The 12,937-nt window shown below is 70.5% G+C and carries 9 protein-coding genes; 6 read left to right on the top strand and 3 right to left on the bottom strand.

Features of this window, described 5'->3' with window-relative positions; translation table 11 throughout:
• Window positions 1–267 precede the first annotated feature (267 nt).
• The 5 genes from ACZ69M_RS26945 (at window position 268) to ACZ69M_RS26965 (ending at window position 5,974) form a co-directional block, all read left to right on the top strand.
• The gene (locus ACZ69M_RS26945; RefSeq protein WP_470053677.1) at window positions 268–1,977 is read left to right on the top strand and encodes a choice-of-anchor P family protein; all 1,710 of its coding nucleotides are present in this window, start codon (window positions 268–270) and stop codon (window positions 1,975–1,977) included.
• A complete protein-coding gene (locus tag ACZ69M_RS26950) occupies window positions 1,970–2,305 on the top strand; it encodes a hypothetical protein (RefSeq protein WP_470053678.1) in 336 nt (111 codons plus the stop codon). The genes ACZ69M_RS26945 and ACZ69M_RS26950 overlap by 8 nt, the downstream gene beginning before the upstream one ends.
• Before the next feature lie 148 nt (window positions 2,306–2,453).
• Complete coding sequence (locus ACZ69M_RS26955; RefSeq protein WP_470053889.1) at window positions 2,454–3,329, top strand: carbohydrate kinase family protein; 876 nt, start codon at window positions 2,454–2,456, stop codon at window positions 3,327–3,329.
• Between the two features lie 492 nt (window positions 3,330–3,821).
• Window positions 3,822–5,684 (top strand): AMP-dependent synthetase/ligase, encoded by a 1,863-nt coding sequence (locus tag ACZ69M_RS26960; protein WP_470053890.1) that lies wholly within the window; start codon window positions 3,822–3,824, stop codon window positions 5,682–5,684.
• A gap of 113 nt (window positions 5,685–5,797) precedes the next feature.
• On the top strand, window positions 5,798–5,974 hold the full coding sequence (locus ACZ69M_RS26965; RefSeq protein WP_470053680.1) for a hypothetical protein: 177 nt from the start codon (window positions 5,798–5,800) through the stop codon (window positions 5,972–5,974).
• A 204-nt stretch (window positions 5,975–6,178) separates the two neighbouring features.
• On the opposite strand, the gene ACZ69M_RS26970 is transcribed toward ACZ69M_RS26965, so the two are convergent.
• Together ACZ69M_RS26970 and ACZ69M_RS26975 are read right to left on the bottom strand one after the other, a co-directional pair.
• A complete protein-coding gene (locus ACZ69M_RS26970; protein ID WP_470053681.1) occupies window positions 6,179–8,047 on the bottom strand; it encodes a sensor histidine kinase in 1,869 nt (622 codons plus the stop codon).
• Window positions 8,044–8,736, bottom strand: coding sequence for a response regulator transcription factor (locus tag ACZ69M_RS26975; RefSeq protein WP_470053683.1), 693 nt, complete (start codon window positions 8,734–8,736; stop codon window positions 8,044–8,046). The genes ACZ69M_RS26970 and ACZ69M_RS26975 overlap by 4 nt, the downstream gene beginning before the upstream one ends.
• A 248-nt stretch (window positions 8,737–8,984) precedes the next feature.
• Between ACZ69M_RS26975 and ACZ69M_RS26980 the strand changes: the two genes are divergently transcribed.
• Window positions 8,985–11,978 (top strand): glycosyl hydrolase, encoded by a 2,994-nt coding sequence (locus ACZ69M_RS26980; protein ID WP_470053685.1) that lies wholly within the window; start codon window positions 8,985–8,987, stop codon window positions 11,976–11,978.
• A gap of 16 nt (window positions 11,979–11,994) precedes the next feature.
• On the opposite strand, the gene ACZ69M_RS26985 is transcribed toward ACZ69M_RS26980, so the two are convergent.
• Window positions 11,995–12,804, bottom strand: a complete 810-nt coding sequence (locus tag ACZ69M_RS26985) for a leucine-rich repeat domain-containing protein (protein ID WP_470053687.1) — start codon at window positions 12,802–12,804, stop codon at window positions 11,995–11,997.
• Between the last annotated feature and the right edge of the window lie 133 nt (window positions 12,805–12,937).

Consider the following 12,937-nt stretch of genomic DNA (forward strand, 5'->3'; position numbering starts at 1 on the left):
ACAACTTCAGCCACCGGGAAGGCTGCGCCGCTGCGGCCGATCAGGGATTCCGTGGTGGATGAGGAGCCCGACCGCTGACCTCCAAACGCATGTACCGGCTACCCCGCGCGCGCGTAACGGCTACCCCGCACGGACGGGACTCGCCGTCGCGCGACAACCATTTGTCATGTCCCTTACTTGGCGGCAAGGTGGTGCCCCCGTGGCGCTCAGGATGTCGCGGGGACGCCGGACCGTCATGGGGCGGCCCGGTCACAAGGAGGGGATTCCGTGCCGGTTCTTCATGACCCCCGGCGCACACTCGCGCGTGCCCCGGCACGCGGCCGGGCACACCGACGTCTGTCATCCGCCGTACTCGTCCTGCTGCTGGGGCTGTTAGGCGCACTGGTGGTGCCCGCCACCGCGTCCGCCGATCCCGGTGATCCGAATCCGAACATGATCGACTGGACCGTCGTCGACTCCTTCCGGGGGACGGCCGGCAACGACATCCCGTTGCGCGAGGGACAGAGCGACTGCAAGACACCTCAGTGCAACCCACCCGTGGACGGCTTCGGCAGGCGGCACATCCTGGAACACGGGGTGGTGCCTGACCACGACGACATCCAGGAGACCGTCGGCACCGAGGGCTTCTGCGTGCCTGCCCCGGACAACCGGGTGATCTGCACGAACACGGACGCCAGCCTCGTCGTCGTGTACGTCACCCACAACGATCCGCGCTCGGGCGACGGCAGGCCGTTCGGGATCATCACCGCCTACTACTTCCTGCCCTGCTTCCAGGCCGCCGACTGCACGGGTCCCGAGCAGCCCCACAAGGTGGACACGGCCCTCACCTACACCGGTGCCGGCACAGCGGTGAACGGATCCCCGGTCAGCCTCTCGGCCAAGCTCACCAATAACTTCGGGACGCCGGTCGACGGGCGGGCCGTGCGGTTCTCCCTGGGTTCGGGAGCCACGCAGCAGACGTGTACCGGCACCACCACAGCGTCGGGCACGGCCACTTGCGCCATCGCCTCGGTCGACCAGCCGCAGGGGACGTCGAACGCGGCGCCCGTGGCCGCCGCCTTCAGCGGTGACGACGACTACAACCCGTCCAGCACGTCCGCCGAACTGGGCCTGACCTCACCGACCGAACTCGCCTACACCGGCGTGACGCACCTCGCCAACGGCACTCCGGCCCAGCTGGCCGCCAAGCTCACCGACTTCCACGGAGACGCGGTGCCCGGGCGCAGCGTGCGCTTCGTCCTCGGTACCGGTGCAGACCAACAGACGTGCAGTGGAACGACGGGCGACACGGGCACCGCCACCTGCACCGTCGCGTCGGTGGACCAGCCGCTGACCGACTCCGCCACCGTCCCGCTGCGAGCGGCCTTCGCAGGTGACGCCGGATACCTGGCCTCCGAGACCTCCGCACAGCTGAAGCTCCAGTACGCGACGGGCCGCGCCTACGGCCTCTCGGCGCACGTCGCTCTCATCGGCGTACCGCTCCTGGAGATCGAGCCGCAGCCCGACACCGGAACCGTCCGCACGGCGGACGCGAGCGCAACCGGCACCCCGTGCTCGGCCGAGTACAGTTCGCTCCTGCTGTCGGTGCAGAAACTGTGCCCCAAGGTCACCACGACGCTCGCCCCCGGCAAGGTCACGGCGACCTCGACGGTGACGCAGGCCCGCATCGGACTACCCGGTGTGCCGGTCATCGAGGTGTCCGGGCTCACCGCGACCTCCCACAGCGAATGCGGCAAGGCCACGGGCAGCACCACGCTCACCCTGAGGATCGCGGGAGTTCCCGTTACGCTGTCGGGTGATCCCAACACGGAGATCCCGCTCGTCGGAGGTGGCCGGCTCGTCGTGAACGAACAGCTGCTCTCAACCGGCGCCGACTCCGGCCTCAAGGTCAACGGGGTCCACCTCGTCCTTCCCGCCGGCGGCGGTGAGGTCGTCCTGGCCTCCACCGACAGCGCGATGCACAACTGCGGTGACTGACCACCACGCCGACTGGGGCGGGCCGCAGGAATACACGGACGTGTTCCTGCGGTCCGCCCGCCGGGCTGTACTGGATCTCTGCGACCGACGGGGCGGCGAGTTCGAGTCACTCACCGGCGAAGCCGTGTCCGATGCCGCGGACAACGTGGTCGTCGCCACCGCGGTAGTGCTCTTCCGCGGCCGTCGCTGCGTCTTCCGCCGCGGGATCTGGCCGCCGAACCACCCTGCCACCACGCAAGCCGCCATCTACGCGACCGTCCTGGAGGAGCGGCTGCTGACCCGGGTCCAACCCCGGCTCGGCGACGACGCGTCGCCGGTCGACCTCTGAGAGCACCCACTCACGATGGCCCGCCATACTGGAGGCGGCGGGGAAGGAGAGGGCAGATGGATCTGTGATCCCACAGCACGCGGAAAACAACCGGACCGGCGACCACGGCCCGTACAGCGCATACGACGAGTACGGGACATACGACGTCCTGGTGATCGGCGGCACCGGCGTGGACACCATCGTCCGCGTCGACTCCCTGCCCGTCCCGCTCGCCGACTCCGTCCATGTCGGCCCGATCGAGGAGTGGCCCGGTCACACCGGAGGGAACGTCGCCCTCGGCGCACGGGCGTTGGGCCTCAAGGTCGGGTTGCTCGACTGCATCGGTGACGACTGGATCGGCGCACAGGTGCGGGAGCGGATGTCCAAGGGTGGTGTCGAGTTCCTCCCGCTGGTCTCCCCCGCCGGAACGCGGCGCGCGGTGAACCTGGTGGACGCGTCCGGCCGTCGGATGTCCTTCTACGACGGCCGTGACCCGGCGGATCTGCGGATGCCCCGGGACTTCTACCTACCGCGGCTGCGGCGCAGCCGCCACGTCCACGTCTCCATCATGAACTTCGGGCGCTTCCTCTACGACGACATCGAGGACCTCGGCGTCCCCGTCTCCACCGATCTGCACGACTGGGACGGCCTCGCGGACCACCATCGGGAGTTCGCCCTCCGGTCCGATCTCATCTTCTTCAGCGCGGCGGGCGTGCGCGACGAAGCCCCCGCGCTGATGCGGGAGATCCTCCGCGCCGGGCGGGCACACACGGTGGTCGCCACGGCGGGCGCGGACGGCTCCTACGTCCTCACCAGAGACGGCGGCCCCGATCCACGGCACATTCCGGCGGCCGTCCCGTCCGCTCCGGTGGTGGACTCCAACGGCGCGGGCGACGCGTATGTGTGCGGCTTCCTGTACGGCAAGCTCGCCGGCGGGGACGTACGGGAGTGCGCCCGGCTCGGGGCGATCGCGGGTGCCCACGCGTGTACGGCACCGGGCTCGACCGCCCTCATCTCCCGGGAGGCTCTCCTGAGTTGCGCATGACCGGAAGCCGTCCCTGCTCGGTGGTTCGCGGACCAGTGGTGGGTGCGGATGTGAAGGCGGCGGATCCGTTCGGGTGGCTCCGGCTGATCCGGTGCGAGCACCGTCACGACGGAGAGCGCTCGGCTGCTCGTCTCCCAGGCGGCCGGATCGCAGCCGCTGTCGGGGCTGTTGCGGGCGTTGCCGCCGCCGCGGGGAACCCGTCCGCGCCGTCCTGACCTTCCCGACCGGGGGTGGTCGCGCGCCACCGCACGACCACCCCCTGCCCGGCCGCGCACCGAGTTCATCCATGACCGACTTCCGAGCGTGGGAGGTCCCTGACGCGACCGTAACCTCATCGGTAGACGAACTGCTGCGTGAATCCGACACAGTCGTGGCCGGTCTGGGCTAGATTCGTGAATCCTCGGCACCGGAGCCTCTCGGTGGGGTCGCGCCGGGGAGAATTCTGGAGCGGCGATGCACGCGTTCGAAAATCCTTCACCGGCTGCGCCAGTGATGCAGGGTGGACTCGCCGACAGTCTCTTCGAAACGGCTCGCCGCGAGCCGGATCTGCCGCAGATCGCACGCCGTCTCGATGACGATCCCGGCATCTGGACGACGGTGACCGCGGCCGAGCTGTGGGACGAAGTAGTCGATCTGGCCCGGGGGTTGGTCGTGTCCGGCCTGCGTCCGGGCAACCGGGTCGCCGTCATGGCACGTACGCGCTACGAGTGGACCGTCCTCAGCTACGCGCTGTGGGCGGTCGGCGCCGAGGTCGTGCCGATCTACCCGACCTCGTCGCACGAGCAGGTCGCGTGGATCCTCCAGGACGCGGGCTGTGTCGCCGTGGTCGTCGAGGACGAGCAGGGGATCATGACGGTCGGCTCGGCATGCGCGTCGCTCCCGTCGCTGCGCCACGTCTGGCAGTTGGACACCGGGGCCCTGGCACAGCTGGTCGAGCGGGGCCGGGCGATCCCGACGACGACGGTGGACTCGCTGCGCCGCATCGTGCTGCCCGACTCGACCGCGGTCATCGCCTACACCTCCGGGACGACCGGGCACCCCAAGGGCTGTGCCCTCACCCACCGTAACCTCGCCAGCCCCTGCGACACCCTCCTCGCGGGCTGGAGACACACGGCTGCTCCCCCTGGTGAGCAGCCCGCCATCCTCGCCTTCCTGCCCTTCTCGCACGTGTACGGCCTCATGGTCCAAGGGCTGTGTCTGCGGGGCGGCATCCTGTTGGGGCACGAGCCCGACCTCAGTGCGGAGACGCTCTCCGCGGCGCTTCTCTCCTTCCGCCCGACCTATCTCTACGCCGTTCCGTTCGTCTTCGAGAAGATCTACAAGAACTTCCTGCGTACCGCACAACGGACGGGCCGCGGAGCCCTGTTCGAGCGTGCCGTCCAGACGGCGAAGGACTTCGCCGCGGCCACCGAACGCCAACGACTGGGCACGGGCTCCGGCCCCGGCTTCGACCTGCGCCTGCAGCACGCCCTCTACGAGAAGACCGTCTACCGGAAGCTGCGGGCCTCCCTGGGGGGACGAGTGTGCGGCGCGGTCTCGGGCGGCTCCCCCCTCAACCGTGAACTCGCCCTCTTCTACGCGGGCATCGGGATCTTCGTCCACGACGGGTACGGGCTCACCGAGACGAGCGGCGGCATCACGGCCAACCCCGTGGGGCGCGAGAAGTTCGGAACGGTCGGCCGCGCCCTGCCCGGTACGGACATCCGGGTGGCCGAGGACGGGGAGATCCTGGTGTGGGGTCCCTCGGTGTTCCAGGGCTACGTCAACGATCCCCCGTCCACGTACGCCGCGTTCCAGGACGGCTGGCTGGCGACGGGCGACCTCGGGCACCTCGACGCCGAGGGGTATCTGGCCATCACCGGCCGCAAGAAGGACATCATCATCACGAGCGGCGGCAAGAGCGTGGCTCCCGCGGCCCTCGAAGAGCGGTTGCGCGTCCACCCGTTGATCCATCAGGCGGTTGTCGTGGGCGACAACCGGCCCTGTGTGGGTGCCCTCATCACTCTTGATCCCGAATTCCTCGCGCACTGGCGCGGAGCCTGGTCCAAGGGAGGCGCGTCGGCACGCGACGCACGGGAGGAGAACGAGCTGCGGGAGGAGGTCAGACGCGCCGTGGCCGCGGCCAACAGCACCGTGTCCCGCTCCGAGTCGATCCGGGTGTTCCGTGTTCTCCCCGAACCCTTCGACCAGACCAACGGTCTGCTGACTCCGTCGATGAAGCTGCGCCGGGACGCCATCTCACGGCGTTTCGCCGCCGAGATCGACGCGATGTACCAGACCTCGTCGAGGGTCCCGCGGGAGTACACGCCGAGCGAGCCCTCGATCTGGGACGATTCCGACAACGTATTCCGGTGAGGAACTCCGCACGGGCCACTTCCCACGGTCGGGAAGTGGCCCATTTCGCGTCGACTTCGTCCACGACTTCATCGGCGCCCAGGTCATCAGCCTGATCCGCCGGAAGGGCCCTGGTGAAGGACTCCGCCCGGGACACCGGCGCGCAGCCGCGCGCGACCCGCACCGTCGACGCCTCGGCACCCTCCGCCGACGGCTCCTGGAGGCTCCGCGTCATGGACAACGCACCCGGCATCTTCACCGTCGGCCCCGGCCACCTGGACGGCTGGAACCTGACTTTCCGAACCTCGTGACCTCTCCGCGCCTCTTCCACTTCCTCCGCGGCGCGGGACATAGGTGCGTCCCGCGAGCGACCGCAGGGGCGTGACACGAATTCTGGCCCCCGGAATCCTGGTGGTGTTCATGGGACCACAGTGCTCCCAGGACGCCGGGGCAACCAGATCCCTCCTGTACGGGGGAACGCGGATCCTGGTACCGCCACCACCACCCTGCGCAGGTCAGCGGACGCCGTCCGCGTCGACCGGAGGGTCCGTGGCGGGCAGCCTCAGGGTGAAGACCGAACCGGCGCCGAGTTCACTCGCCACCCCGACGGTACCCCCGTGGGCGGCCGCGAGCTGGCGGACGATGGACAGGCCGAGCCCACTGCCGCCGGTGCGCCGGCTGCGGGACTTCTCGGCCCGCCAGAACCGGTCGAAGACGCTGGGCAGATCCTCCGCGGCGATACCGCTGCCGGTGTCGGCCACCTCGAGGACGACCTGGTCTTCCTCCGCCCGGGCGGAGAGAGTGACCGTGCCGCCGTCCGGTGTGTGCCGGATCGCGTTGGACACCAGATTGCCGAGTGCCTGCCGCATCCGGACCGGATCCGCGTCGATCCACGCAGACCCGCTCCCCGTCGGCGCGGACGTCCCGTCCGTCCCCGTCCGCAGCCGGATGCCCGCGGCCTCCGCTCCCACCCGGTGCGCCGCCGCGACCTGTGCGAGCAGCTCGTCGGCGCGGACCGCCTCGCGGTGCAGCGCGAGAGTGCCCGCGTCGGCCGCCGCGAGGTCCTGGAGATCGTCGATGACCCGCTGGAGCAGTACCGCCTCCTCGTGCAGGGAGGCGAGCAGTTCCGGGTCGGGGTCGACGATGCCGTCGCGGGTCACCTCCAGCCAGCCGCGGATGTTGGTGAGCGGGGAACGCAGTTCATGTGCGATGTCGCTGACCATCGCCTTGCGCTGGGCCTCCATCCGCTCCCGGCGCTCGGTCAGCTCGTTGAAGGCGACCGCCAGGATGCCCGTCTCGTCGCGGGTGGTGACGGGCACCCGTACATGCTGTTCCAACGGCTGCTGGGCGGCCTGCGTGAGGGCGCGCAGCGGGCGTACGAGGCGGGTGGCGACCAGCGCGGTCACGGCCACCGTGAGGGCCAGGACGAGACCGGTGACTCCGACGATCTTGGCCTTGTTGGCGTTCGACATGTCGAAGTGCGGGAGGGTGCTGTCCCCCGTGCCCAGGAACAGCTCGGCGACGGGCGCGACATCGGGGTCGAGCTGCTCGCGACGCGCTTCGGCGACGCACTCGCTCCCCTTCACCCCGATCGCCGTGGGATGCCCGACCGGGTCCTCCCTCCCCAGGGCGAACTGCGGCTGCGGGGCCTGGCTGGAGAACTCCAGAGAGATCAACCCCTTCTCGAGCAGAACAACGCCCTCGCGCCGCAGGCACGCCCCGGCGAGGCTCGCCAGCCGGGTCAGCGCCGTCTCCTCGGTGTGGGTCAGCGTGTTGAGCTGTCCGTCCGCGCACACGTCGGGCACGGTCGAGTTCGGGAGGATGCCGTTCTCGTCCGACAGGACGGGCCTACCGCTCGGCGTCCAGGTGATCGTGGTGTCGACGCCGTTGCGCGCGGCGCACTTCTGCCGCACGGTCGCCAGCTTGCCCAGCCGTGCCCGCTCCAGGGACGTCAGCCGGTAGGGCCCCACCGCGCGCGGGTCGACACCGCTGAGCTGGGCCCCTGGTTCCGAGTAGGTGTCGGTGTGCAGGGGGTCGACGGTGGCGGCGGCCCCGGGCGGCAGAGCGGTGCGGGACTTGGCGGAGTCGGCGATCGGCGTACGGTCCGCCGTCGTCAGCGCGATCCGTCGCCCCTTGGCGGCCGCCAGCCGGCGCAGGGTGTCCTGGACGCCCGCCCAGCTCGGGTGGGTGGCGGCGTATCCGCTGAGCTGCCGGAGGATGTCCGTGTCGTCGGCGAGGACCTGTCCCTGTTCCTCCTGGATGGCGCGGGTCGTCGTCTGCACCGCCAGCCACGCCGTCGCCGCCACCGAGCAGAGGGCGATGAGCACCGAGGTGATCATCAGCCGTACGAGCAGCCTCTTGCGCAGCGGTATGCCGGAGCTCACCCGCGCCCACCGCTGAGCTTGTAGCCGACGCCGAACACGGTCAGCAGCCGCACCGGCCGGCGAGGGTCGGGCTCGATCTTCTTGCGCAGGTTCATGATGTGCACGTCGATGGCCCGTTCGGTGGAGGCCCGGTCGATACCGCGGGTGCACTGGAGCAACTGCCGCCGGGAGAAGACCCGTTCCGGTTCCGCTGTCATGGCGCGCAGGATCTCGTACTCGCCGGGGGTGCACTCCACGCGGGCGCCGTCGCAGTGCACCTCGTGCCGGACCGGGTCGACGGTGATTCCGGCGGCCCGTACGGCCCGGTCCTGTTCATCGGCCGGGCGCCCGCTGCGCCGCAGGACCGTGCGGATACGGGCCATCAGCTCGCGCGGGCTGTACGGCTTGGTCATGTAGTCGTCGGCGCCGAGTTCCAGGCCGAGCAGGATGTCTTCCTCAGCGGAGCGGGCGGTGAGCATGAGGACGGGGATGTCGTCGTCGCGGCGCAGTACCCGGCATACGCCGAAGCCGTCGATCACGGGCAGCATCAGGTCGAGGACGACGAGGTCGGGCTTGTGTCTGCGTACCTCGTCGAGCGCGGCCCCGCCGTCGTGGACCACGCTCGCGGTGTGTCCCTCCTGAAGCAGTGAGCGGCGTATCAGCTCCGCCTGTTTCTCGTCGTCCTCCGCGACCAGCACATGTGCGCACACCCGGCCGATGGTAAGCGCCCGCGCCCGGGAAGAAGGGAGGCGAGAGGGTCTTCCCACACCCTGACAACTTCCTGATGTCCGCCTGCGAAGCTCACCCACGCCACCTGACGCGACCGTGGTCGAAGTGTGCACGGATCTTGACGCTCTCCGATCCGGGGCCGTAGCTTCCCGGAGGATTTAAACGATTCAAAAGCGTGGGCCCGAAGGGGTCCTGTTTGTGCTGCCCTCCGAGAGAGTGGACGAGATCCATGAGCAACGTCACCCCGGCCCACCGCTCGGGGCTTCCCCGCCGCGCTCTCCTCGGAGCCGCCGTCGCCACGGCCGCGGCCGGTGCGTTCGACTGGAGCCTGCCCGCGGTGGCGGGGGCCTCGACCCCCGTCGGGCCGCCGTTCGCGGCGCCCGGGCGCGCCGTGCGGCCGAAGTTCCGCTGGTGGTGGCCCGACGGCCTCGTGCAGCCCGATGAGATCAGACGCGAGATCGACCAGATCGCCGACGCCGGTTTCGGCGGGGCCGAGATAGCCGCGGTCCATCACAGCGTCACGGACTCCGCGGTCCTGGACACCGCGCGGCACGGCTGGGGCAGCGCCTCGTGGGTGGCGGGAGTGGAGGCGGCACTCGGCCAGGCGGCCCGGCGCGGCCTCACCGTCGATCTCACCATCGGCCCCAGCTGGCCGGCGGCGGTCCCCGGCATCACACCGGACAGCGAGGCGGCGGTCAAGGAACTCTCCTACGGAACAGCCACGTTGACAGCGGGATCCGCCTTCTCCGGTCCGGTGCCGCCCCCGGTCTACGCCGCCGCCTCGGACGTGACCCGCCAGGAGTTGCTCCTGGTCCAGGCGGCCCGGGTGAACACCGCGAACTCCACCCGCAAGGAGACGGGGCTCGACCTGGACTCGGTCCGGGACCTCACCGGCGCCGTCACCGACGGCACGCTCACCTGGACCGCGCCCGACGGCGGCAGCTGGGTGATCGTGTCCTACTGGGTCCGCGGTTCCGGGCAGACACCGGAAGGCGGCCCGCACACCTCCCCGGCCGCGTACGTGGTCGACCACTTCAGCCCGGCCGGCACACGCGCGGTGACCGACTTCTGGGAGGCCCACCTCCTCTCCCCCACCGTCCGGCGCCTGCTCAAAGTCTCCGGCGGGGCGCTCTTCGAGGACTCCATCGAGCTGGAGACCGACGGCCTCCAGTGGACGCCCGGCCTCCCGGACGCGTTCCTCGCCCACACCGGCCGCTCCCTGCTGCCGCTGCTGCCCGTCGTGATCCTCAACCACGGCAGCCAGGTCTTCGCGTTCGAAGCCGCCGTCACCCGACAGATCCGGCACGACTTCTGGGAAACGGTGTCCGACCTCTTCAACCGGCACCATGTGACGGCCCTGCGCACCTGGGCCCATTCCCACGGCCTCGAACTGCGATCCCAGCCCTACGGGCTGCAGACCGACGCGATCGCCTCGGCCGCGCTCCTGGACATCCCCGAGGGCGAGTCCCTCGGCTTCAAGAACCTCGACGACTACCGCTGCCTGGCGGGCGGCCGAGACATGGCGGGGCACACCGTGCTGTCCTGCGAGGCGGGCGCCTACGCCGGCGGCGCGTACAACACCACCTGGCAGAAGTTCCTGCGCACCATGGGCGGCGCCTATGCGGCAGGGGTCAACCAGACGGTCGTCCACGGCTTCTCCTACGCCGAGCTGCCGGGCGTGAACTGGCCCGGCTACGCCGCCTTCACCCCCTACAAGGGGACGGTCGGCTATGGAGAGTCCTGGGGCCCGCGGCATCCGACCTGGCGGCACGTCGCGGACGTTTCGGGGTACCTGGGCCGGGTTCACCAGGTGTTGCAGACCGGCCGCCCGCGCATCGACGTCGCGGTGTTCCGGCAGACCGGGTACACCGCCACCGGCATCGGCGCCTCCTGGTTCACCGCGACGGGCATCCCCCAGGGCTGGACCCACCAATTCCTCAGCGGGCCGCTGCTCGACCTGCCCGCCGCCACCGTGCGCCACGGGCGCCTCGCACCCGAAGGCCCGGCGTACAAGGCCCTGTTCGTCGAGGGCGACTTCTTCTACGGCTCCACGGTCACCCTTGCGCTGTCCGACGCCCGCGCCCTGCTGCGCCTCGCCCGCGCCGGACTGCCCGTCGTGCTGCTCGGCGCCTGGGAAACCGTCGTGCCATCCGGCGTCCCGGACAGCGGCGAGAGCGACGAACTGCGTTCCGTGGTGGCCGAGTTGCTGGCCCAGCCGCTGGTCCGCCAGGTCGCCGACAAGTCGGCCGTCCCGACCGCTCTCGCCGACCTCGGGGTGGCACCCGACGTCCGCTACGCGACCTCCTCCACCCTGCTCAACGCCCACCGCGTGGCCGACGGCGTCGACTACTACTACCTCTGCAACGGCAAGCACGCCGAGACCGTCAAACCGCCGGTGGCCGCGATCGACCACGAGGTCACCCTGCGCCGCACGACCGCGGGCGCCGTGCCCTACCTACTCGACCCGTGGACCGGAAAGGCCGAGCGCCTCGCCCGCTACACCGAGGACGGCGACACCGTCACCGCTCGTGTCACCCTCCAGCCCGCCGAGACCCTGATCCTGGCCCTCGGCCGCCCAGGTCTCTTCGGCGACCGCGCCGGCAGCCGTCCGCACGCGGTCGGCAGCGAGGCGGACGAGGTCCGCTTCACCGACGCCGGACTCACCGTCCGGGCGGCCACGGCAGGCACGTACAGCACCGTCCTGTCCTCAGGCCGCACCGTGCGGACGACACTCAAGACCGTGCCCGCGCCGAGGGATCTCGCCTCCTGGCAGCTGCACGTCCAGGACTGGCGGCCCGGCGACACGCCTTACCGCACCACCGTCGTCGAGCACGACCTCACCCTCGACGCGCTGCTTCCCTGGTCGCAGATCACCGAGCTCGCGGACGTCTCCGGAATCGGCCGCTACCGCACCACGGTCACCCTCGACGGCGGGTGGACCGGCGGTCACGGTGCCCGCCTGGAACTGGGCACCGTGACCGACACCTGCCGGGTCACCGTGAACGGCCACCGCCTCGACCCCGTGGACCAGATCCATCCGGTGGTGGACCTGGGCGGCGTGCTCAGACGCGGGGTCAATGTCATCGAGGTCGAGGTCGCCACCCCGCTCTCCAACCGGCTGCGGGTCGGCGACCCCGCGGTCTACGGCGGTACGGCGCGCCAGGCGTACGGGCTGCTCGGGCCGGTGCGACTGGTGCCGTACGGCGAGGCGCGGATCGACTGACCGGGCCGTGTGCCGGTCAGTCCCGGTCGGCCGAGGGCTGCCCGAACGGGCCGCCTGTGTGCGCGGACCGGACGTAACCCTCGGGTGGCGGGGGAAGCGCGGCCACGCACTGCGCCGAACACGCGTTGACCAGCAGGGGCAGAACGTCCGTGGCCACCCCCAAGGAGATCCAGACCGGGTGGAGCCCGCCGAGCTCGACCGCTCGGTCGCAGACGCTGCATGAGGAGATGGCTGTCGTGCCCCAACGGCGTGGGTCCAGGTCGCCGGTATCGAGTCCGGCGACCGAAGTCTCGGCAGGCTGAAGCCGCGGAAAGGGCGGCCGCAGCTTGTAGTTGCCGAACAGAGTGCGCGTACTCACCGTGCTCCTGGTGAGCCGCGCGCATCTGGTGATCTCGTACGGGAACCAGTGCAGTCGGTAGGAGGTGTACGGGGTGAACTCCTCCAGGCTGGTCATCGCCCCGATCTCGGGCGGGATGCGGACGAGGTTGCTGCCGTAGAGCATGAGGTGCTTGACCGCCGTCAGCTTGGCGATGGTCGGCGGCAGAGTGACGATCTGCCGCCGTTCCTGGGGGCTGAGCTCGCTGAGCGGACGGAACTCCTCCCGGCCGTCGGCGGCCGCCTCGTCGATGAGCGCGAGCAGATGCTGCCAGCCGGGGGCCGAGGTGTCCTGCCGTTCGGTGTGGAAGCCGACGTCAGCGCGCGGCTGGGAGTGGACCGGGTCGAAGCAGCGGCAGATGTCCTGGGAGGACTCACGTCCAACCGGGTTCGGGTTCGGATTCGGCTCCCTGTTCGGCTCCGGGCTCGATGCATCGCTCCGACGGTTCACGAAGACCTCCCGCTCTGCCTCATGCGTGATGGCGCCAACATACGGGCGCGTCCCTGGACTTACCCAGCGAATTCGGCGGTCGGCCGCTCAAACCCCCGGCTGAGCTCGGGCTTTGCCTTCTGCCCGGGTGGCC

It is taken from the genome of Streptomyces sp. NPDC107454, from assembly GCF_055582885.1.